Raw genomic sequence first — 21,137 nt, forward strand, 5'->3', positions numbered from 1 at the left:
TCCGGCGACGCGCAAGCGTCCCAGACACAGCGCAGCTTACGCCGATTGCGGCAGCTTTGCCTTCAAAGTCTCAAATTCTTTTTCAAAATCCAGGGTCTTGCGTTGCGTGCTCATGGCCATCAACGCTACACTGGCCCCCTCGCCATCCTTGATCCACACCCACAGGCGGCGCTCGCGGATGTAAAACATGGAAAACACGCCGATCACGAGGAAGAGGCAACCGAGGTACACCACGCTCTTGCCCGGCGAACGCGTCACTTGCAGCACGGACGCCTTGATTTCCGTGAACTCGTCGAGCTGCAGATACACGGGCGCGCCATAGAAGAAGCTGTCGGACAGCGCATTCGTGGCCAGCTGCAGGAAGCGGCCGTGCTTGTCATCGGCCTCGATGGCTTTCAAGCCGTCCTGGGCGCGCGCCGCCTGCCACAAATCCCACAGGCTGCCATTCAAGATCTTCATGAAGATATCGGCCGCTTTTTCTTGCTCGGCCGCAGGAATTTTCTCCAGGAAACGCGAAATGGCCAGGAAACCGCCCTCTTGCCCATTGCCGGCAAAGATACCCAGGCTTTTCGCCGCCGATTCCTGCAACTGGCCGCGCAGGGCTTCCGCGCCCGGTTGCGGCATGGCGCGGGCCGCATAGCGCGCGGCAGCTTGTTGGCGCAGCGCGGGATCTTGCAGCGCGGCCCGCAAACGCATCCACTCGTTTACGCTGTAATTGTCATCGGCGGGAATGCGCAGGAAGCTAAAGGCATCGCTGGGGTTGATGCGCATGCCGGCCAGGAACACCGTCGTGCCGTCCACGGTGACAGGCTGCATGTAGTTCTGGTATTCGCGCGCCTGGCCCGTCTTGTCGCGCAATTTGTATTGCACCGAAGGACCGACGTTCTTCAGATCCTTGTTGTTCGCGTTCTTCGCGGCCGAACCGAGGCGCTTGTCCAGGCCGACGGCAAATTTATCGTTGAAACTTTCCGCCTTGCTGACGGCGCGCACATCCTGGCCGGCGCTGAGGTTTTCCACGTTAAACGGACGGAAAGCCGACCATTCCACCGTGTATGAATTGCCATCGCTGCGCTCGAGCGGCGTACTGCCGCCGACTTCGCCGCCGATATCGAAGCGTTTCGTCGTCTTGCCCACCATGGGAAAACCCGTCAACTTGAGCTTGCTGCCACCATCCTCAAAGCTGGACTGGTACAGGGCCAGGCCCTTGTACAGCAACGGCTGGTTGACTTTGATAGTGGCAGGAAAACTTTCGCCCGTGACATGATCGGTGATGACGACATCGCTGGCGAACAGCTTCGGCATGCCCGTGCTGTAGAAATCGATGTGGAATTTTTTCAGCAGGATGGTGATGGGCAGATCCTGGATCAGCACGCCATCGGCCTGGGGAATGATGGCCGTATTGCTTGACGAGCCTTCCGGGATCATGGTGTTGCCGCGAAAAGTAGGATTCGACAGGCTCAAACGGTGCTGGGCTGGAATGTCGGCGATCACCCCGCTGCCGGAAAACGGTGTCTTGCCAAAGAACCATTGCTGTACGCGGATCGGCATTTCGGAGTCGAGCAAGCCGCCCACGCAAATGATGACGATGGCGCCGTGGGCAAAGATATAGCCCCATTTATTGGCCGCGCCGCGCTTGGCCGCCACCAGGGTGGCGTTGTCCTTCTCGACCACCTTGGTCGCATAGCCGCTGTCTTTCAGGCGCATCACCATCTGCTGTGCCAGCACGGCGCGCGGCAGCGGCACCTGCCATTCCATCTTGTGATGGAAATTGCGCAAGGATTGCTCGCGCACATTGTCGCGCCAGCTGCGCATGTCCTTGAGCATCTTCGGCGCATTGCGCACGATGCACAGCGAGGTCGAGGCAACCAGGAAAGCCATGATCACCAGGAACCACCAGGCCGAATACACGGAATACAGGCTCAGCTTGTCGAAGACGGCGAACCAGAATGGACCGAACTGATTCACATAATTGGGCATGGGCTCGTTCTGCTTGAGCACGGTGCCGATAATGGAGGCGACGGCGATCAGGGTCAGCAGGCTGATGGCAAAGCGCATCGACGAGACCAGCTCGACGAATTCAGCCAGGCTGCGGCGTTGGGTCTTTAACTCGATTCCGGTCGTGCCTGTGCTCATACGTTGATACTCATACTGGATATGCAATCTTGAGGAAAGTGGCAAGGAGCACACAGTATGTCTGCGGGCAAAGCGGCAGCATACTCCTGTTTGGCCCCTGCCATAAAAAAGGGCAGCCTGTTTGAGATGGCCGCCCTTGTTCATGCGCGCTGGTGCGCCTGGCAATTTCTTGCCAATATGAAAACTTACTTCAGGCCGGCGATATAGTCGGCCACGGCGGCGATTTCGTCATCCGACATGCGGGCGGCGATGGTGTGCATTTGCGCGCTGTTCTTGCGGGCGTCGGCCTTGGTGCTGCGGAACATGGCCAGTTGGGCCACCGTGTAATCCTGGTGCTGACCGGCGATGCGCGGATACTGGACGGGCATGCCATTGCCCGTCGCGCCATGACAGCTGGCGCAGGCGGCGATTTGCTTGGAAGCAATGCCACCACGGTAGATTTTCTTGCCCAGGTCAATCGTATCCTTGTTTTTCGCGGCACCCGGCTTGGACAGCTGCGCACCCAGGTAGGCTGCGATATTCTTCTTGTCGGCGTCGCTGAGCATCTTCGCGTACGTCGTCATGACAGGCTGGTTGCGCTCCGGCGTGGTGAAGTCGACCAATTGCTTGTAAATATAGCTTTCGTGCTGGCCGGCCAGCTTCGGGTTGACCGTGATGGTCGAATTGCCGGCCGCACCATGGCAAGACACGCAGGCAGGCAAGCCGCGCGCCGCATCGCCATCGGCGTACAGGGTAGCGCCCTTGGCAGCGTCGGCCTTGACGGCCGGTTTCGGTGCTTCGACCGCGAAAGCAGTTGCCGATACAGCCAGCAAAGCGAGCAGCATGGATTGGACAAACGGTGAAAACGCACGATTCATTCAGGCACCCTGAGACAGTGAGAAATTAGTGGTGGACATTGCCGCGCTCCTGCGATTTTTGATTTATTTTCAGGGCCGCAAGCCGCATCGCTGCTACGCCGGCAACAATTAACAATCCCTTATTGTACAATAGCTTCTTGGCGTTATCGCTCCCTTATCGCTCCATTTTGTTGCTTTACTACTCCCATGTCAAAACTCTGGCAAGCCCGCTTCTTTACGACCGTCAACCAATTGCGTGACCTGCCCGATACCACGGTGCCGGAAATCGCTTTTGCCGGCCGCTCCAATGCCGGTAAATCGACCGCCATCAACATCTTGTGTAATCAGAAAGGCTTGGCGTTCGCCTCCAAGACACCTGGCCGTACCCAGCACATCAACTACTTCTCCATCGGCGGCGCCCATGTGGCGCAGCACCGCAAGGATGCCACCATCGTCGAAGAGATCGAATGCCTGCTGGTCGACTTGCCCGGATACGGCTACGCGGAAGTTTCGGGCTCGGCCAAACTGCACTGGCAACGTTTGCTGGGCGACTACGTGCAGCGCCGCGAGCAGTTGGCGGGCCTGGTTCTTATCATGGATTCGCGCCGTCCTTTCACCGACCTGGACGTCCAGATGCTGGAATGGTTCGCCCCCACGGGCAAGCCGATCCACTGCATCCTGACGAAAGTCGATAAGCTGAACCGCAATGAATCGGTCAACGCGCTGCGCCAGGCGAAAGCCAAGCTCGACAGCTATGTCGATGAAGACGGCGTCGGCTTTCCGTTCACCGTGCAACTGTTCTCGGCCCTCAAGCGCGTCGGCATCGACGAAGCCAATGACAAGATCATGGAACTGGCTGGCATCAGCGAAGACGGCGCGGCCGAAATGGTCGAACTCATCGAGATGGAAGACGACGTGGAAGCGGCACCGGGAACCGAATCGGACAAACCGGCCTGATCATCATCAGCGCCACATGACAAAAAGGCTGCCCGTTCACACGGTGCAGCCTTTTTTTATTGCGCTGAGCGTTTAGCGCCGGCCCGGCCCTGGCCGCTTTTCCGAAAAGAATTCCTGGCGCAGGAAGGCGCTCAGCTCGGCCGTGTCTTCCACGCGGGCGCTGAGGTTGACGTTGCGCCCCAGGCGCCGCGATTCCCAGACGAAATCGCCCGGCTTTTCGGCACGGATCAGCTGGATCATCTTCTTGATGATGGCCGATTCGATATCAGGTTCATTGCCCAGTTCGACTTTTTCCTGTTTCAGCCAATTGCGCTTGAAGTTGCCATTCCAGCCCTTGAACTTGACTTCGGCACTGAAAGAGGTCTGGTTGACGATGGAAAACACGCCACCCGAATCCTCGCGGTCGCTGCCTGAATTGCGTCCCTGCGCGCCGGCGATATTCGCCTTGGCCACGCGCATGGCGCGGTCATTTTCACTTTCCTCAGCCGGCGGCGCAGGATTTTGCGCCTGGCGCTGCTTGCGGCGCTGCTCGATCATCGAACTCATATCTTCGGCCGGCGGCGGCGGCAACGGCACTTTCGACACCAGCGGCGGCGTGAACGTTTCCAGTTTCGGCTTGTCGCGCGGCACGTCCTTGGTCACCACGCGCTTGCTCGGCGCCGGCGGCGGTTTCACCTTGGCCACTTTCGTGTCCTTCGGTTTCGGCGTGGGTTTCGGCTGCGGCTTCGGTTGCGGCTTGTCCTTCAGCGGCGCGATGTAGACCATCGCACTTTCCTTCTTCGGCGGTGGGATTTTTTCGATCGTGTCGCTGCGCAACAGGGCATACGCCGCCAGCAACACATGCAACAAGACGGACACGCCCAGCGCCACCTTGCGCATGGTGCTGGTCCTGGACCCGTAGGCCGGTGGTGGCTGGATCACTTGTCCGCAAGTGGGACAAACGTCGGAATCGGCAGCCATCAAATGGGTCGTGTCATGCAAAATGAATCGTGCTTTCTGTGTAGCGACAAAAGTAATCTTACAGGGCAGCCATAGTGCCAGAGTCCCTTGCTTTTGGGAACACTTCCTCGGCATTTCCAACCCGAAGCGTACAGGATAGCGGCATTCCTTGCAGCGCTCACCAGAGTACCCGAGCCGCCCCTTAACGGTTGTTACCGTATGTATCGCTGCCCATACAAAACCGGCGCCCCATTCACGCAGGAAAGGGACGCCGGCTACGGGTCACGAGTCACGCAGGCACTCAAGCTTTGTTATCGAGTGCGACCAGTTGCTCGTCCGTCACCGGCCCCGTGCCGCTGTACTTGTCCAGGAACAAATAGATGACGGGGGTAATGAACAGGGTAATGACTTGTGAAAACAATAACCCACCGACCACGGCCAGGCCCAGCGGCTGGCGCAGCTCGGCGCCGGCGCCCAGGCCCAGGGCGATGGGCAAGGCGCCCATCAGGGCCGCCGCCGACGTCATCATGATGGGGCGGAAACGCAGGATGCAAGCCTGACGGATGGCTTCAGGCGGGCTCATGCCCTCGTTGCGCTGCGCATGCAGGGCAAAGTCGATCATCATGATGGCGTTTTTCTTGACGATACCGATCAGCATCAAAATACCGATGATGGCGATCATGGTCAGGTCCATGCCAAACAGGCGCAAGGTCAGCAAGGCGCCCACGGCCGCCGACGGCAAGCCGGCCAGGATGGTCAGCGGGTGGATATAGCTTTCGTACAGGACACCGAGCAATACATAGATCACGGCCAGCGCGGCGATGATGAGGATAATCTGGCTGGACTGCGAATCCTGGAACACGGCCGCGTCGCCGCCATAGCGCGTGATGATGGAAGCCGGCAAGCTCATGTCCTTGGCCATCGCATCGATCTTGCCCGTGGCGATGCCCAGCGGCACGTCCGGCGCCAGGTTGAAGGCGATGGTGACGGCCTGCAACTGTCCCTGGTGATTCACGGAAGTGGGGCCGATCGTGCGCTCCACGTAGGCAATACTCGACAGCTTGACCAGTTCGCCTGTTTTGCTGCGCACCGACACGCGCGTGAGCGCATCGTCATACTGGCGGTCGGCCGTGGCCGCTTCCAGGATCACGTAATAGCTTGCTGCCGACGAATAAATGGTCGACACTTGCCGCTCGCCAAAGGCGCTGTACAGGGCCGTGCGGATGTCGGACATTTGCACGCCCAGCAGATTGGCCTTGTCGCGGTCGATCCTGAGGGACGCTTGCAAGCCCTTGATCTGAGAATCGCTGGTGACGTCGCGGAAAGCGGGATCGGCACGCATGCCGACAATAAACTTTTCCGCCCAGTCATTCAAGGCGTCGGGACTGACGCTTTGCAAGGTGTACTGGTAACGGCTCTTGCTCTGGCGTCCGCCCAGCTGCAAGTTTTGCACGGGCCGGAAATACACGGCCATGCCGGGCACGGCGCTCGTCGCGCGGCGCAGGTTTTCCAGTACCACGGGCATTTTCGGCCGTTCGCTGCGCGGCTTCAAGACCATGAACATGCGGCCCGTATTGCCACCGCCGACGAACGAGGTCACATCCTGCACGCTGGGGTCCGCCTTGAGCACGGCCGCCACGCGGGCTTGCAAGTCTTGCAGTGCCGCCGAAGAAATGTCTTCCGACGCCTCCGTGTTCACCTGGATCTGGCCCAGGTCTTCCTCGGGGAAGAAACCTTTCGGAATGGTGGCGTACAGCAACACCGTCAGCGCAAAGGTACATACGGCAACGAAGAGCACCACATTGCGGTGCGCCAGGGCCTTATCGAGCAGATGCACGTAACCATTGCGCAATGTCGTGAAACCCGCCTCGAAGTGGCGGCCGATGAAGGACTTTTCGCCATGCGTGGGGTCGCTGTCATTGTGTTCGCGGGTATCGGCCGGCAGGAAGCGGCTGGCCAACATCGGCACCAGGGTCAGCGACACGATGGCCGACACCAGGATGGACAGCGAGACGACGACGGCAAACTCGTGGAACAGCAAGCCGATCACGCCCGGCATGAAGAAAATGGGAATGAACACGGCCACCAGCGAGACGGAAATCGAGATGATGGTAAATCCCATTTCCCTGGCGCCCACCAGCGCCGCCTGGATCGGCTTCTTGCCCATCTCGATATGGCGCACGATGTTCTCCAACACCACGATGGCATCGTCGACCACCAGGCCCACGGCCAAGGTAATGCCCAGCAAGGAGATGTTGTCGAGGCTGTAGCCTAGCCAGTACAGCAGGGCCAGCGCGCCGAGCAGGGAAATCGGCATGGTAACGGCAGGAATGAAGGTGGCGGCCGCGCGGTGCAGGAACAAAAAGATCACCAGCACCACCAGAATCACCGTCAGGGCCAGGGTCAGGTTGACGTCGTGAATGGCTTCGCGGATTGAGACGGAACGGTCGTTGACCAGGCTGATCTGGATCGACGCGGGCAACTGCGCCTTGAATCCTGGCAAGAGCTTGCGCACGGCATCAACCACTTGCACGGTGTTGGCGTTCGGTTGACGCTGCACCAGCAAGGTGATCGAGCGCTCGCCGTTGAAACTGCCGGCCGTCTTGGTCGACTGGAAACTGTCTTCCACCTCGGCCACTTCCTTCAGGCGCACGGGTTGGCCATTGCGCGTGGCGACAATGAGTTCGGCAAAATCGGCCGCCTTCATCATCTGCGGGTTGCCCTGGATGGTCAGCGTCTGGCTGGGGCCATCGAGGATGCCCAGCGGCGAATTCGTGTTCGACGCGCGCAGTGCGGTGGCCAGCTCGTCCATGGTCAGGTTGCGCGCATTCATCAGGTCGGCACGGGCACGCACGCGCACGGCGAAGCGTTTCTGGCCATTCACGCTGACCTGGGCCACGCCAGGCAGGGTCGACAGGCTGGGCGCAATCAGGTTTTCCGCATAATCATTCAGATCCGACAAGTTCAGCGATGGCGACGTCATCTGGATGAACAGCACGGGCGCATCGGCCGGATTGACTTTGCGGTAGGACGGCAAGTCCGTCATTTCCGTCGGCAACTGGCGCTGCGCGCGCAGCAGGGCCGCCTGCACGTCGACGGCGGCCTCGTTGACATTGATGCTGGCGTCAAACTCCAGGGTCAGCGACGTATTGCCCAAGGTACTCGTGGAAGTAATCAGGCTCAGGCCGGCGATGGTGGAAAACTGTTTTTCCAGCGGCAAGGCCACGGAGGAGGCCATGGTATCGGGGCTGGCGCCGGCCAGATCGGCGCTGACGTTGATGACGGGCGTGTTATAGCTCGGCAAGGCCGCCACGGGAATGTGGCCATACGCCAGCACGCCGGCCAGGATGATGCTCAGGGACAACAGCACCACCATGACGGGGCGGCGAATGCTCAGTTCAGACAGGTTCATGCTGGCTTGCCTTGCGGTGCGACGGCGCCATCGGCGGCCTTGTGTTTTTCCGCCAGGCGCACCTTGCCGCCCGGACGCAGGTTTTGCTTGCCATCGACGATGACTTTTTCATCGCCGTTCAATCCGCTGACGACCGCATTCGGGCCGAACGCATACACGCGGGCAATCTTGCGCACCTTGGCCGTGTTATCGGGCTCCATCGAATACACGAAGATGCCCGTGGTATTGGTGATGATGGCGTTTTGCGGGATGACCAGCGCATTCTTGAGCGTGCGCACCGTCAGTTGCGTATTCACATACTGACCAGGCCACAGGTCGGTGCCAGCATTATTGAAACGGGCCTTGATCTTGATCACGCCCGTAGCGGGATCGACGGCATTGTCGATAAAGTTCAGTTTGCCATCGAGCTGCTTGCCGCCGGCATCGGCCAGCAGCGCCTTGACCGCCACCTCGCCCGCCTTCTGCGCCGCCAGCAAGCCCGACAGACTGCTTTCCGGCAAGGTGAAGACCACATCGATCGGGTCGAGCTGGGTGATGCTGGTGAGCGAAGTGGTCGGCTGCACCAGGCTGCCCGCGTACACACTGATGGCGCCCACGCGGCCCCCCTGTGGCGCGCGCAGGACGGTGTAGCTGGAATCAACCTGGGCGGCGCGCAAGGCGGCCTGGTCGGCGGCCAGCAAGGCGCGTGCCGCATCGAGCTGGCTTTGCAGGGTGTCCACGGCGCCCTGGGCGATGAAGTTCTTGCTCAGCAAATCCTGGTTGCGCTTGAGCTGGCGTTCAAGGTCCAGCACCGAGGCGCGGTCGCGCAAGACTTGCGCCTGCGCCTTGTCGACGTTCGCGTGCTCGCTGCGGGCGTCCAGCGTGAACATCAGATCGCCCTGTTTGACGAACTGTCCTTCGCGGATGTGCACCTTGGTAATCGTACTGGTCGTCTGCGGATGCAGGTCGACGCTGCTGATCGGCATCACGCTGCCATTGGCTTGCAGTACCATCGGCACATCCTGGCGCAACGGCGCGACCACGCTCACCGTCGTTGGCCCCTGCCCGCCCTTGCCCCCTTTGCCATCCTGGCCACCGGCCGCCACGCCGGACTGATGATTGAAATACCAGATGCCGCCACCGATACACAGGGCCGCCCCCACGAGGATTGCCAGGCTAGTCTTTTTCATTGTTCTGTCACGCTGTTGCAGCGCAGGGCTGCAGGTTGAATATAGTTGCCAGGGGGCATAAAGCACAATATTGTCGCACGGAAATGCTCACTTTCCAGCGTAATACTCTGGCACGATCAGGGTGACTTCCAGTCCACCGTCGACATGATTGGCCAGCAAGACCGTGGCGCCATGCTGCTCGGCGATATTGCGCGCAATGGTCAGGCCCAGGCCCGTGCCGCCCGATTCGCGCGAACGCGAAGTCTCGATGCGGTAAAACGGTTCGAATACCTTGGCCAGTTGATCTGGTGCAATACCCGGCCCGCCGTCGCGGATGCGGATGCGGGCCGCACCGGCGATGCGCTCGACGGTCACCTGCGCGTGCTGGCCATATTTGACGGCGTTGTCGATCAAGTTCACCAGGCAGCGTCGCATGGCGATGGGACGGGCCATCAAGGCCATGCTGGCCTGCCCGGCCAGGGTCACATTCTGGCCGGCATCAGCCGCATCCGAGCAGACGCTGTCGAGCAGGGAGTCGAGATCGAGCGCCTGCATCGCTTCGGTGCTATCCATCGAGCGGGCCAGGTCCAGCCCTTCCTTGACCATGCTTTGCATGGCCGACAGGTCGCCCACCAGGCGCTCATACAATTCCGTATCCGCCACTTTTTCCAGGCGCAAGCGCAAACGCGTGAGCGGCGTTTGCAAATCATGCGTGATGGCGGCCAGCATTTGTGTACGCTGGGAAATGTGCTGGCGTATGCGTGCCTGCATGGCATTGAAGGCGGCGCTGGCCTGGCGGATCTCGCTGGCGCCCGACAAGGTCAGCGGCGGATGGTTGATGTCGTTGCCCAGGTCTTTCGCCGCTTGCGCCAATTGCTTGAGCGGGCGCATGGTCATGCGCGTGACCAGGTAAGCCAGGATGGCGATGCTGATCAGGAAAGGCAGCAAGGTCATCCAGTCGTTATGTTCATTGAACGGCGGCTGCTGGCGTGGCGGCAAGACCATCAGGCGCAGCACATGGCCATCCTGCATGCGCACATCGAGGTTTTCGCACGTGCCGCCCCATGGCTTGGCGGGAAACATGCCCGGCGTCTGCCGCGGCTTGACGCAGGCGGCAGGGCGTTCAGCCAGCGCGCTGACCTTGAAGCCCTCGCCCAGCTTGGCCTGCAGGGCGCTGGAAAATTCCGTCGGCGCGCCGGGCACATGTTCTGTGTCGGGACGCAATTCCAGGCGCACGCTGCCCTTGTTGGCCACCTTCAGGTACGCGGCGCGCGAGGCCAGCGGCACCACGTCGGCCGCCATCACCAGCTGTTCGGCCCGCTCCACGGCGTGGTAGTCACGGTATTGCTCGATGGCGCGCTGGCGTTCGCCCACGGCCAGCCACTGCGTCAGCGCAGCCGACGCGACGATGCCGATCAGCAGAAACATGAATACGCGGCCCGTCATCGAGCCCAGGAAGGCCTTCACGCGTGCGGCTCCACATTGACTTGCCCGGCCAGCACGTAGCCGCCATTGCGCACGGTCTTGATGATTTGCGGCAAACGCGCATCCTCACCAAGTTTTTGCCGCAAGCGGCTGATCTGGATATCGATCGAGCGGTCGAACGGGTCGGCGTCGCGTCCCTGCGTCAGGTTCAGCAACTGGTCGCGGTTGAGCACGCGGTTCGGGTGTTCCAGGAACACGCGCAACAAGCGAAATTCCGCGCCCGACAGCATGATCACCAGGCCGCTGGGATTGAGCAGGTGGCGCGCCGTCAAGTCCAGCGTCCAGCCGGAAAAGCGGATTTGCTGCGCCTTGTCCGACGGCACGTTCGACGGCATGGCATGGCTGCGGCGCAACACGCTGCGTATGCGCGCCAGCAATTCACGCGGCTCGAAAGGTTTCGGCAAATAATCGTCGGCGCCCATTTCCAGGCCCAGGATGCGGTCCAGCGGCTCATTGCGCGCCGTCAACATGATCACCGGCACCGTCGATTGGGCACGCAGCTTGCGGCACAAGGTCAGGCCGTCGTCACCAGGCAAGTTCAAATCGAGCACAATCAGGTCGGGCCGCGTTTCGTCGAGAATTTTCCACATGGCCGTGCCATCTGCCGCGCCCAGGGTGCGGTAGGCGTTCGTTTCCAGGTAGTCCGCCAGCAAGCTGCGGATGTCGCGGTCATCGTCGACGATGAGAATTGTAGAAGTGGGTTCCATGGTACGAATTATCCCCACTTCCCCCACCCTTGCACAGCGCATTTGTATCGTCTTGTATATAGAAGACCCGAAGAAACATATAGATACAAACTGTCTGACAGCGGACACTTCAGGGAAACATGGCACGTCCAACATGGATTCATGTGCAGCAACATGTACATCCCTCATCTTTTACAAAGGAATCCAGATGAACGCCTCAATGACAACCTTGCGCAAGAATTTGATCATCGCCATGAGCGTACTCGGCATGGGTGCGGCATCGCTGACCGTCCACGCCCAGGAAGCGGCCGCCAGCGCGCCTGCCGCCAGCAGCAAGATGCAACATGATGGCCAGCGCGGCCAGCACCGCGGCGGCAACCCGACCGAGCGCATGGCCAAATACCAGGCTCGCCTGCACGACAAGCTGAAGCTGACGGCGGCGCAAGAACCGGCCTGGGCCACGTTCACGGCCGCCAACGCGCCGAAAAAGCCGATGGGCGACTGGAAAGCCAAGCGCGAAGCGATGGCCAAGCTGTCGGCGCCGGAACGCATGGAGCAATGGATCGCCATGTCGAAAGAGCGCATCGCCGGCCAGGAAAGCCGTTTAGCCTCGCTGAAAACCTTCTATGCCGTGCTGACGCCGGAGCAAAAGAAGGTGTTTGACGACAGCGTGCCTGGCGGCAAGCACGGTGGCCACCGCGGAGCTCACCACGGCATGCAGGAGCATCCGAAAGCCGGCTAAATTAGCGGTACGCAAGAATCGAAAAAGCCTGCGACGCAGGCTTTTTCTTATGGGGCACACAAGTGACTGCTTACTGTCCGTCGAGCTTGCGCAGGGAGGTCAGGAAAGTTGATGCATTCTGGAAACCGATCACGCGCGACTGGGCAATCTCCTGCCCCTGCTGGTTGAACATGATGATGCCCGGCGGGCCGAACAGCTGGAAACGCTTCAGCATGGCCTTGTCGTCGGCGTCATTGGCCGTCACGTCCACTTGCAGCAGCACGGCTTGCCCCATCTTCTCGCGCACGGCGGGATCGACAAAGGTCAGCTTTTCCATCTCGATGCAAGACACGCACCAGTCCGCATAAAAGTCCAGCAAGGCTGGCTTGCCATTGAGCTGGGCCAGCGCCGCATCGAGCTGCGCCACGGTCTTTACGCGCATAAACGGTTGCGCGTGCACCTGGCCACCGCCCAGGTGCGCCAGCGGCGCCAGCGGATCGCGGCCGCCGCTGGCCACGCCCACCAGTTGCACCACGCCCAGCACGGCAAACACCAGGCCGAAGGCCTTGGCCAGCCACGCATTCCTGGCACCACTATTACCTACCAGCAAATACATGCCGTAGCCGACCAGCAGCACCGTCCAACCCAGCATCTGCACGGCGCCCGGCAAGACAGGCGAGACCAGCCACCAGGCCACGCCCAGCAGCAGCACGCCAAAGAAGCGCTTGACGGCATCCATCCAGGCGCCTGCGCGCGGCAGCAAGGTACCGGCCGACACACCCACTAAAATCAAGGGCACGCTCATGCCCACCGCCATGGCAAACAGCGCGCTGCCGCCGATGACGACGTCGCGCGTCTGGCTGATGTACAGCAAAGCGCCGGCCAGCGGCGCGGCCACGCACGGCCCCACGATCAGGGCCGAGATGGCGCCCATGACGAACACGCCCGCCAGGCGTCCCGATGATTGCTGATTCGACACAGACGTCAGCTTGCCTTGCAGGAAAGCCGGCACTTGCAATTCATAAAAACCGAACATCGACAGCGACAGGGTCGCCATCAGCAAGGCAAAGAAACCCAGCACCCACGGGTTTTGCAGCTTGGCCGCCAGCCCTTCGCCAGCCAGGCCCGCCGCCACGCCCAGCGCCGTGTAGACGATGGCCATGCCCAGCGCATAGGTCAGCGACAGCAGCAAGCCCCGCGCGCGGCTGACCTTGGCGCCATCGCCGACGATGATCGACGACAAAATCGGCACCATCGGCAACACGCACGGCGTAAAGGCCAGGCCCAGGCCCAGCAGCATGAACAGGGGCACGATGACCATCAGCTTGCCGCCCTTCAGGGCCGCTTCGATCTTGCCCATCTCGTTTTGCGCCGGCGCCGGGCGTGCCGCCACAGGAACCGCCGCTACCGGCTCGGGCGTGCTGATGATATCCGCTTGGGGAATGCTCAGCACGGATACGCCAGGCGACGCTTGCGCCTGCGGCCCGTTGACGGCCGCCGTGTCGACCGCCGGCGCGGCCGGCAAGGCAAACTTCGACGGCAAGCCGCCCGGCGCCATGCTCTGGCCGCCGCCACCGCCCACCAGCTGGGCCGTGGCGTCTTGCGGCGCATAGCACAGGCCCTTGTCGGAGCAGCCCTGTCCCGTCGCCTTCAGGGTAAACGCGCCAGCCGCCTGAACGGGAATCGTGATGGTCAGGGTCTTGCGGAACGTTTCCACGTTCTTCTGGAAGGTGTCGTCAAACTTGACCTTGCCGGCCGGATACACGGGCGTGCCCAGCTTGGCGCCCACGGCGTCGAACTTGAAGCGCTCGTGGTACATATAGTAACCATCGGCAATCACATAGGTGACGGCGATGGTGGACGGGTCTTGCATGCGCGCGGAAAACTTGAAAGCCAGTTCGGGGTCGAGGAATTCCTCATCGGCACGGGCATGGCCGGCACCGAAAGCCAGCATGGCCAACACCAGGCAGGCGGTGAGCCAGGCCAGGACAGATTGCAAGGACGTGGGGGCGCGCGCGGCGGCGCTGGTGGCGAAACGTGACATGGACTACCTTTTTCTGCGGCATCAGCTGTGCCATTCAACAAGAGACGCGCGGAGCGTGCAGTGGCTGCAGAGCCGGCGCGAAAGAAGAATAGTACACCGCAGCTGTGATCGCCGCAGCAGAAAACAAAAAAGCCAGGCTAGGCCTGGCTTTCTCAGATGCAATTACTGGGATTACTCGCCAGCGATTTCAACTGCTTCGGTCGTATCTGGACGATCCATCAGTTCAACGAACGCCATAGGAGCGTTATCGCCGACGCGGAAACCCATTTTCAGGATACGCACATAGCCGCCATTACGGTTGGCGTAACGTGGGCCCAGTTCAGCGAACAGCTTCAAGACCATTTCACGATCGCGCAGGCGGTTGAAGGCCAGACGCTTGTTTGCCAGGCAGTCAGTTTTGCCCAGGGTCAGAATTGGCTCGACAACGCGGCGCAGTTCTTTTGCTTTTGGCAGGGTGGTTTTGATCGCTTCGTGACGCAGCAGCGATACTGTCATGTTGCGCAGCATTGCCAGACGGTGGGACGAGGTACGATTCAGTTTACGGAGGCCGTGACCGTGACGCATGATAAATCCTTTCGGTGAGTGTTTAAATTCCAGCTCTTCGATCGATGAAGCTAGTGCAACATCGCGGGCCGGTTTAGTGCTTCAAAATAAAAGCCTGGGACACCTGTCCCAGGCAGTTTGCTACAACTACGAATTACTTTTCCAGGCCTGCAGGTGGCCAGTTTTCCAGCTTCATGCCCAAGGTCAAGCCGCGCGATGCCAGCACTTCCTTGATCTCGTTCAGGGACTTGCGGCCCAGGTTTGGCGTTTTCAGCAGTTCGTTTTCCGAACGTTGGATCAGGTCGCCGATGTAATAGATGTTTTCCGCTTTCAGGCAGTTCGCCGAACGCACGGTCAACTCCAGATCGTCGACTGGACGCAACAGGATAGGATCGACCAGCGGAGCGCGCGATGGCGCTTCGGCGGCAGCTTCCGTGCCTTCCAGGGCAGCGAACACATTCAACTGATCCACCAGAACGCGGGCCGACTGGCGGATCGCTTCTTCCGGCGAGATCACGCCGTTGGTTTCGATGTTGATGATCAGCTTGTCCAGGTCGGTACGCTGTTCGACGCGAGCCGATTCAACGAAGTACGATACACGGCGCACTGGCGAGAACGACGCATCCAGAATGATGCGGCCGATGGTCTTGTTCGTGTCTTCCGACAGGCGACGCACGTTACCAGGAACGTAGCCGCGGCCTTTTTCAACCTTGATCTGCATGTCCAGCTTGCCACCAGCGGTCAGGTGGGCGATCACGTGGTCAGGGTTGATCAGTTCGACGTCATGCGGCAGGTCGATGTCGGAGGCCAGGATGGCGCCTTCGCCTTCTTTTTTCAGGGTCAGAGTTACCGAATCGCGGTTGTGGACTTTGAAAACCACACCCTTCAAGTTCAGCAACAAATCGACGACGTCTTCTTGCACGCCATCGAGGGAAGAATATTCGTGGACGACGCCAGCGATCGTCACTTCGGTCGGCGCGTAGCCTACCATCGACGACAGCAGAACGCGGCGCAACGCGTTACCCAATGTGTGGCCATAGCCGCGCTCGAACGGTTCCATCACGACTTTGGCGTGACCTGCACCGAGAGCTTCAACATCGATAATACGTGGCTTCAACAAACTGTTTTGCATGAAATGTCCTTTTCAATACCCTCGGCTCATTACACCGATAAGGCTGATGGCATTAGTAAAACGCCCACTCGATCGAGTGGGCGGTGATGGTGCTAACTACTATTAACGCGAGTACAGCTCGACGATCAGCGATTCGTTGACGTCGTTAGCGATTTCGTTACGCTCTGGCAGGGACTTGAAGGTACCTTCCATTTTCTTGGCATCAACCGAAACCCAGCTAGGCATACCAACTTGTTCAGCCAGCGACAGTGCTTCAACGATACGCACTTGCTTTTTCGATTTTTCACGAACAGCAACGATGTCGCCAACTTTGACCGCGTACGAAGCGATGTTGACAACGATACCGTTCACGGTGAACGCTTTGTGGCTGACCAATTGACGCGCTTCAGCGCGGGTCGAGCCAAAGCCCATGCGGTAGCAAACGTTGTCCAGACGCGTTTCCAGCAACTTCAACAGCGTTTCGCCGGTGTTGCCTTTACGACGGTCTGCTTCAGCGAAGTAGCGGCGGAATTGACGTTCCAGCACGCCGTACATGCGTTTTACTTTTTGCTTTTCGCGCAGTTGGTTACCGTAGTCCGAGGTGCGGGCGCCGGATTTAACACCGTGCTGGCCTGGTTTGACGTCCAGTTTGCACTTGCTGTCCAGCGAGCGACGGGCGCTCTTCAGGAACAGGTCAGTACCTTCACGGCGGGAGAGTTTTGCTTTAGGTCCGATATAACGTGCCACGATACTTCCTTTTTTTAATGATAACGCCCCAGCCACATGCATGATTAAACACGCTGCTGCGGTTAGGCGCTAGTCTGACTCAGCTTCAATCAGACGGTGGCTGAAAACGAAAAACCCGCCAAATTGAATTTGACAGGCAAGAACAGCCGGGCAGTATAACCGTTTCCGGCTCCCTGCTCCAGCGATTTCACACAACTGTACTAAGTTACAACAGATAACAAAGCAGCTGGCGCCGAAGCGCCCTCTGCAACACTATCTTAGATACGACGACGTTTCGGTGGACGGCAACCGTTGTGCGGTACCGGCGTCACGTCCTGGATCTCGGTGATCTTGATGCCCAGGTTGTTCAGCGCGCGAACGGCGGATTCACGACCAGGACCTGGGCCCTTGATACGTACTTCCAGGTTCTTGACGCCACACTCAACAGCCACTTTACCAGCGGCTTCCGCGGCGACCTGCGCTGCGAACGGGGTCGATTTACGCGAACCCTTGAAGCCTGCACCGCCGGAGGTAGCCCACGACAAGGCATTGCCTTGACGATCGGTGATGGTAATGATGGTGTTATTGAACGAAGCGTGGACATGTGCGATGCCTTCAGCGACGTTCTTTTTAACCTTTTTACGCACGCGTGCTGATGCGGCGTTATTTTGCGACTTAGCCATAATTATTCCCTAGCGGATTATTTTTTCAGCGATTGAGCGGCTTTACGCGGTCCCTTGCGGGTACGTGCGTTCGTACGCGTACGCTGGCCACGGCAAGGCAGACCCTTACGATGACGCATGCCGCGGTAGCAACCCAGATCCATCAAACGCTTGATGTTCATGGACAGTTCACGACGCAGATCGCCTTCGACGATGAATTTACCTACTTCATCGCGCAGTTTTTCCAGTTCGCTGTCATCCAGATCTTTGATCTTTTTGTTGGTTGCTACACCGGTCGATGCACAGATTTTCTCTGCGCGTGGACGGCCCACACCGTAGATGGCCGTCAGGCCGATAACGGTATGCTGATGATTTGGGATATTAACCCCTGCAATACGTGCCATTTGTTATTCCTCGATTAACCTTGACGCTGCTTGTGACGTGGTTCCACGCAGATTACGCGGACTACGCCTTTGCGCTTGATGATCTTGCAGTTGCGGCAGATCCGCTTGACTGATGCGAGAACTTTCATTTTTGGGCTCTTTCTTTCGCTTCTTTGGTTTGATTCAGTGTGTTACTTAGTACGGAACACAATGCGGGCTCGGCTCAGGTCGTACGGCGTTAACTCCACCGTCACCTTGTCTCCAGGGAGAATGCGAATATAATTCATCCGCATTTTACCTGAAATATGCCCGAGCACCACGTGTCCGTTCTCCAGCTTCACTCGAAATGTTGCATTTGGGAGATTCTCAAGAATCTCGCCCTGCATCTGTATGACGTCGTCTTTTGCCATTCGGTATGTTTACCGCGCTTAACGCGTCGGAATTCCGCCCTTGAAATTTGCTTTGCGCAGCAGCGAATCATATTGCTGCGACATCACGTAGTTCTGTACTTGCGCCATGAAATCCATGGTGACAACTACAATAATCAATAAAGAAGTACCGCCGAAATAGAATGGTACTTTCCACTGGGCTTGCATAAATTCCGGCAATAAACACACCAGGGTGATGTAGACTGCGCCGGCAAGTGTCAAGCGTGTCAGGATCTTGTCGATGTAACGGGCTGTCTGCTCGCCTGGACGAATCCCGGGAATGAACGCACCGCTTTTCTTCAAGTTATCTGCTGTTTCCTTGCTGTTAAACACCAGCGCTGTATAGAAGAAACAGAAAAACACGATCGCCACTGCGTACAACAGCGCATGGATAGGCTCACCAGGCCCCATCGATGCTGCCAAATCTTTCAAGAACCGCACCGCAGGGTTAGCGTTGTCGGCGCCCTTTGAAAACCAGTCCACGATAGTGGCCGGGAACAAGATGATCGAAGAAGCAAAGATCGGCGGGATCACGCCGGCCATGTTCAGCTTCAACGGCAAATGGCTGGTTTGACCGCCATAAATCTTGTTGCCTACCTGGCGCTTCGCGTAATTGACCAATATTTTGCGCTGACCACGTTCGACGAATACGACGAAGTACGTTACCAGTGCTACCAGGATCACGATGAAAATCGCGCTGAAGCTGCCGATCGAACCATTCGACACCTGAGTGAACAAACCACCCAACGCCGACGGCAGACCTGCTGCAATCCCGGCAAAAATGATGATCGAGATGCCATTACCCAAACCACGCTCGGTAATTTGCTCACCCAACCACATCAAAAACATTGTTCCGGTCAACAAAGTGACGACCGTCACGAAGCGGAATGCAAGACCAGGTTCCAACACCAGACCAGCTTGCGACTCCAGTGCGACTGCAATGCCTAACGCTTGGAACAGTGCCAGGGCAACCGTGAAATACCGGGTGTACTGGGTGATCTTGCGACGACCTGCTTCGCCTTCTTTTTTCAACGCTTCCATCTGCGGTGACACGATCGACAGCAATTGCATGATGATCGAGGCCGAGATATAAGGCATGATACCCAGCGCAAACACTGTAAAACGAGACAAGGCACCGCCCGAGAACATGTTGAACATGCCCAGGACGCCGCCTTCGTGCTCCTTGAACAGCGAGGCTAATTGTGTCGGGTCAATCCCGGGAACCGGGACGTGAGCACCGATACGATAAACCACCAATGCGCCAAGCAAAAACCAGAGCCGTCCCCAAGGGAAACCGGCCGCTGCACTTTTAGCAAGTTGTGGATTAGTCGCCAATTTTCGCTCCGATCAAGCTGTTAGCGGTCAACTCAGGCTACCGAGCCGCCGGCTGCTTCGATGGCGGCTTTCGCGCCAGCGGACACTTTCAAGCCCTTCAAATTCACCGCTTTGGTGATTTCGCCGGACAAGATCACGCGCACGTCACGGGCCAACACGCCCAGAACGCCAGCTTGCTTCAAGACCAGAATGTCGACATCGCCAACAGCCAGGTTGTTCAGATCGGACAGGCGCACTTCAGCTTTGAAGGTTGCGTGCATCGATTTGAAACCGCGCTTAGGCAGACGGCGTTGCAGAGGCATCTGACCGCCTTCGAAACCGACTTTATGAAAGCCGCCCGAACGCGATTTCTGACCTTTGTGACCACGACCCGAGGTTTTACCCAGGCCGGAGCCGATACCGCGACCGACGCGACGCTTGTAGTGCTTAGCGCCTTCGGCTGGTGCAATAGTATTCAATTCCATGATTTGCTCCGTTCGTGTAAGCCCGAAGGCTTACCCGACAACTTTAACGAGATACGATACTTTATTGATCATGCCGCGTACGGATGGGGTGTCTTGCAATTCGGAAACCGAATTTACACGACGCAGACCCAGACCGCGCACGGTAGCGCGATGCGATTCGCGCGTACCGATCAAGCCCTTGACCAATTGCACTTTGACTGTGTTTGTCATTTTGTCCACCTTAAGCCAGAATGTCTTCGACCGACTTGCCGCGTTTGGCAGCGATATCGGAAGCAGTGCTCATTTTCGACAGGCCGTCCAGCGTAGCGCGTACCAGGTTGTATGGGTTGTTCGAACCGGTGGATTTCGCCACCACGTCCGTCACGCCCATCACTTCGAAGATAGCGCGCATTGCGCCACCAGCGATAACGCCAGTACCAGGCTTAGCTGGGTTCATCAGGACCTTGGAAGCGCCGTGACGACCAACAACCGTGTGATGCAAGGTACCGTTTTTGAGCGGCACTTTGATCAGGTTGCGACGGGCTTCTTCCATTGCCTTCTGCACGCCAACTGGCACTTCTTTCGATTTGCCCTTGCCCATGCCGACGCGGCCATCGCCATCACCAACTACGGTCAGCGCGGCGAAACCCATGATACGACCACCCTTGACCACTTTGGTCACGCGGTTGATCGCGATCATTTTTTCGCGCATGCCATCATCCGGCTTGTCGCTTTGCATTTTTGCTTGCATTTTTGCCATGATTGATCCTTAGAACTTCAGACCGGCTTCGCGTGCGGCTTCTGCCAACGCTTTCACACGGCCGTGGTAACGGAAACCGGAGCGGTCAAACGCAACTTCGGTAATCCCTGCTTTCAACGCTTTTTCAGCGACGCGCTTGCCGATCAAGGCTGCAGCAGCGGCATTGCCGCCTTTGCCGGATTGACCTGCCAGTTCAGCGCGAACTTCCGCTTCAGCCGTCGAGGCCGAAACCAGAACTTTAGCGTCCGGGCTGATCAGGTTGGCGTAAATGTGCAGGTTGGTGCGATGCACCGACAAGCGATTTACTTTCAATTCCGCAATCTTGATGCGGGTTTGGCGTCCGCGGCGAAGCCGTGATTCTTTCTTATCCATCGTCAGCCCCTAA

Annotated in this window: 22 protein-coding genes; 2 read left to right on the top strand and 20 right to left on the bottom strand. The window is 58.7% G+C overall.

Annotated elements, in window-relative coordinates; all coding sequences use genetic code 11:
* Positions 1-36: 36 nt before the first annotated feature.
* Complete coding sequence (locus tag ACP7DE_RS17930; RefSeq protein ID WP_426073372.1) at positions 37-2,133, bottom strand: cytochrome c biogenesis protein ResB; 2,097 nt, start codon at positions 2,131-2,133, stop codon at positions 37-39.
* Positions 2,134-2,318: 185 nt separating this feature from the next.
* Positions 2,319-2,990: a c-type cytochrome gene (locus tag ACP7DE_RS17935; protein WP_426073373.1), complete on the bottom strand. Its 672-nt coding sequence runs from the start codon at positions 2,988-2,990 to the stop codon at positions 2,319-2,321.
* Between the two features lie 186 nt (positions 2,991-3,176).
* Between ACP7DE_RS17935 and yihA the strand changes: the two genes are divergently transcribed.
* Entirely contained in the window at positions 3,177-3,926 is a 750-nt protein-coding gene (gene yihA, locus ACP7DE_RS17940; protein WP_298410125.1) for a ribosome biogenesis GTP-binding protein YihA/YsxC, read from the top strand.
* A 72-nt stretch (positions 3,927-3,998) separates the two neighbouring features.
* On the opposite strand, the gene ACP7DE_RS17945 is transcribed toward yihA, so the two are convergent.
* The 5 genes from ACP7DE_RS17945 to ACP7DE_RS17965 all read right to left on the bottom strand — a co-directional run bounded on the left by ACP7DE_RS17945 (position 3,999) and on the right by ACP7DE_RS17965 (position 11,617).
* Positions 3,999-4,907, bottom strand: a complete 909-nt coding sequence (locus ACP7DE_RS17945) for a hypothetical protein (RefSeq protein WP_426073374.1) — start codon at positions 4,905-4,907, stop codon at positions 3,999-4,001.
* 259 nt (positions 4,908-5,166) lie between these two features.
* Complete coding sequence (locus ACP7DE_RS17950) at positions 5,167-8,277, bottom strand: efflux RND transporter permease subunit (protein ID WP_426073375.1); 3,111 nt, start codon at positions 8,275-8,277, stop codon at positions 5,167-5,169.
* Entirely contained in the window at positions 8,274-9,446 is a 1,173-nt protein-coding gene (locus ACP7DE_RS17955; protein ID WP_426073376.1) for an efflux RND transporter periplasmic adaptor subunit, read from the bottom strand. Before ACP7DE_RS17955 ends, ACP7DE_RS17950 begins: the two co-directional genes overlap by 4 nt.
* Before the next feature lie 87 nt (positions 9,447-9,533).
* A complete protein-coding gene (locus ACP7DE_RS17960; RefSeq protein ID WP_426073377.1) occupies positions 9,534-10,892 on the bottom strand; it encodes an ATP-binding protein in 1,359 nt (452 codons plus the stop codon).
* Complete coding sequence (locus tag ACP7DE_RS17965) at positions 10,889-11,617, bottom strand: response regulator (protein ID WP_034753223.1); 729 nt, start codon at positions 11,615-11,617, stop codon at positions 10,889-10,891. Before ACP7DE_RS17965 ends, ACP7DE_RS17960 begins: the two co-directional genes overlap by 4 nt.
* A gap of 187 nt (positions 11,618-11,804) precedes the next feature.
* Here ACP7DE_RS17965 and ACP7DE_RS17970 point away from each other — a divergent pair, with 187 nt between their 5' ends.
* Complete coding sequence (locus tag ACP7DE_RS17970) at positions 11,805-12,338, top strand: Spy/CpxP family protein refolding chaperone (RefSeq protein ID WP_426073378.1); 534 nt, start codon at positions 11,805-11,807, stop codon at positions 12,336-12,338.
* A gap of 70 nt (positions 12,339-12,408) precedes the next feature.
* Here ACP7DE_RS17970 and dsbD read toward each other — a convergent pair whose 3' ends face one another.
* The 13 genes from dsbD to rplR form a co-directional block, all read right to left on the bottom strand.
* Positions 12,409-14,361, bottom strand: a complete 1,953-nt coding sequence (gene dsbD / locus ACP7DE_RS17975) for a protein-disulfide reductase DsbD (protein ID WP_426073380.1) — start codon at positions 14,359-14,361, stop codon at positions 12,409-12,411.
* A gap of 171 nt (positions 14,362-14,532) precedes the next feature.
* The gene (rplQ, locus tag ACP7DE_RS17980; protein ID WP_010394482.1) at positions 14,533-14,925 is read right to left on the bottom strand and encodes a 50S ribosomal protein L17; all 393 of its coding nucleotides are present in this window, start codon (positions 14,923-14,925) and stop codon (positions 14,533-14,535) included.
* Positions 14,926-15,058: 133 nt separating this feature from the next.
* Positions 15,059-16,036, bottom strand: coding sequence for a DNA-directed RNA polymerase subunit alpha (locus ACP7DE_RS17985; RefSeq protein ID WP_008444343.1), 978 nt, complete (start codon positions 16,034-16,036; stop codon positions 15,059-15,061).
* A gap of 102 nt (positions 16,037-16,138) precedes the next feature.
* Positions 16,139-16,762 carry a 30S ribosomal protein S4 gene (gene rpsD / locus ACP7DE_RS17990; protein WP_010394478.1) on the bottom strand — a complete coding sequence of 208 codons (624 nt, stop codon included), beginning with the start codon at positions 16,760-16,762 and terminating at the stop codon, positions 16,139-16,141.
* A gap of 257 nt (positions 16,763-17,019) precedes the next feature.
* A complete protein-coding gene (rpsK, locus tag ACP7DE_RS17995; protein ID WP_010394475.1) occupies positions 17,020-17,424 on the bottom strand; it encodes a 30S ribosomal protein S11 in 405 nt (134 codons plus the stop codon).
* 17 nt (positions 17,425-17,441) lie between these two features.
* Complete coding sequence (gene rpsM / locus ACP7DE_RS18000) at positions 17,442-17,807, bottom strand: 30S ribosomal protein S13 (RefSeq protein ID WP_046681666.1); 366 nt, start codon at positions 17,805-17,807, stop codon at positions 17,442-17,444.
* Between the two features lie 14 nt (positions 17,808-17,821).
* Positions 17,822-17,935 carry a 50S ribosomal protein L36 gene (gene rpmJ / locus ACP7DE_RS18005; protein WP_010394471.1) on the bottom strand — a complete coding sequence of 38 codons (114 nt, stop codon included), beginning with the start codon at positions 17,933-17,935 and terminating at the stop codon, positions 17,822-17,824.
* Between the two features lie 42 nt (positions 17,936-17,977).
* Positions 17,978-18,196, bottom strand: coding sequence for a translation initiation factor IF-1 (infA, locus tag ACP7DE_RS18010; protein WP_005663428.1), 219 nt, complete (start codon positions 18,194-18,196; stop codon positions 17,978-17,980).
* 18 nt (positions 18,197-18,214) lie between these two features.
* A complete protein-coding gene (gene secY / locus ACP7DE_RS18015; RefSeq protein ID WP_010394438.1) occupies positions 18,215-19,549 on the bottom strand; it encodes a preprotein translocase subunit SecY in 1,335 nt (444 codons plus the stop codon).
* A gap of 32 nt (positions 19,550-19,581) precedes the next feature.
* Positions 19,582-20,013 (bottom strand): 50S ribosomal protein L15, encoded by a 432-nt coding sequence (gene rplO / locus ACP7DE_RS18020; protein ID WP_034753211.1) that lies wholly within the window; start codon positions 20,011-20,013, stop codon positions 19,582-19,584.
* Positions 20,014-20,043: 30 nt separating this feature from the next.
* Positions 20,044-20,223, bottom strand: coding sequence for a 50S ribosomal protein L30 (rpmD, locus tag ACP7DE_RS18025; protein ID WP_010394435.1), 180 nt, complete (start codon positions 20,221-20,223; stop codon positions 20,044-20,046).
* A 10-nt stretch (positions 20,224-20,233) separates the two neighbouring features.
* Complete coding sequence (rpsE, locus tag ACP7DE_RS18030) at positions 20,234-20,752, bottom strand: 30S ribosomal protein S5 (RefSeq protein WP_010394433.1); 519 nt, start codon at positions 20,750-20,752, stop codon at positions 20,234-20,236.
* Positions 20,753-20,761: 9 nt separating this feature from the next.
* Entirely contained in the window at positions 20,762-21,124 is a 363-nt protein-coding gene (rplR, locus tag ACP7DE_RS18035) for a 50S ribosomal protein L18 (protein ID WP_010394431.1), read from the bottom strand.
* Positions 21,125-21,137: the final 13 nt, after the last annotated feature.

The sequence above is a fragment of the Janthinobacterium sp. DSP2-3-3 genome (genome assembly GCF_049897325.1).
In the GTDB taxonomy this organism is placed as follows: domain Bacteria; phylum Pseudomonadota; class Gammaproteobacteria; order Burkholderiales; family Burkholderiaceae_D; genus Janthinobacterium.

Coding starts and splice junctions, on each gene's coding strand:
- ACP7DE_RS17930 (WP_426073372.1), bottom strand. CDS start 2,133: ATGAGCACAGGCACGACCGGAATCGAGTTAAAGACCCAACGCCGCAGC.
- ACP7DE_RS17935 (WP_426073373.1), bottom strand. CDS start 2,990: ATGAATCGTGCGTTTTCACCGTTTGTCCAATCCATGCTGCTCGCTTTG.
- yihA (WP_298410125.1), top strand. CDS start 3,177: ATGTCAAAACTCTGGCAAGCCCGCTTCTTTACGACCGTCAACCAATTG.
- ACP7DE_RS17950 (WP_426073375.1), bottom strand. CDS start 8,277: ATGAACCTGTCTGAACTGAGCATTCGCCGCCCCGTCATGGTGGTGCTG.
- ACP7DE_RS17955 (WP_426073376.1), bottom strand. CDS start 9,446: ATGAAAAAGACTAGCCTGGCAATCCTCGTGGGGGCGGCCCTGTGTATC.
- ACP7DE_RS17965 (WP_034753223.1), bottom strand. CDS start 11,617: ATGGAACCCACTTCTACAATTCTCATCGTCGACGATGACCGCGACATC.
- ACP7DE_RS17970 (WP_426073378.1), top strand. CDS start 11,805: ATGAACGCCTCAATGACAACCTTGCGCAAGAATTTGATCATCGCCATG.
- dsbD (WP_426073380.1), bottom strand. CDS start 14,361: ATGTCACGTTTCGCCACCAGCGCCGCCGCGCGCGCCCCCACGTCCTTG.
- rplQ (WP_010394482.1), bottom strand. CDS start 14,925: ATGCGTCACGGTCACGGCCTCCGTAAACTGAATCGTACCTCGTCCCAC.
- ACP7DE_RS17985 (WP_008444343.1), bottom strand. CDS start 16,036: ATGCAAAACAGTTTGTTGAAGCCACGTATTATCGATGTTGAAGCTCTC.
- rpsK (WP_010394475.1), bottom strand. CDS start 17,424: ATGGCTAAGTCGCAAAATAACGCCGCATCAGCACGCGTGCGTAAAAAG.
- rpsM (WP_046681666.1), bottom strand. CDS start 17,807: ATGGCACGTATTGCAGGGGTTAATATCCCAAATCATCAGCATACCGTT.
- rpmJ (WP_010394471.1), bottom strand. CDS start 17,935: ATGAAAGTTCTCGCATCAGTCAAGCGGATCTGCCGCAACTGCAAGATC.
- infA (WP_005663428.1), bottom strand. CDS start 18,196: ATGGCAAAAGACGACGTCATACAGATGCAGGGCGAGATTCTTGAGAAT.
- rplO (WP_034753211.1), bottom strand. CDS start 20,013: ATGGAATTGAATACTATTGCACCAGCCGAAGGCGCTAAGCACTACAAG.
- rpmD (WP_010394435.1), bottom strand. CDS start 20,223: ATGACAAACACAGTCAAAGTGCAATTGGTCAAGGGCTTGATCGGTACG.
- rpsE (WP_010394433.1), bottom strand. CDS start 20,752: ATGGCAAAAATGCAAGCAAAAATGCAAAGCGACAAGCCGGATGATGGC.
- rplR (WP_010394431.1), bottom strand. CDS start 21,124: ATGGATAAGAAAGAATCACGGCTTCGCCGCGGACGCCAAACCCGCATC.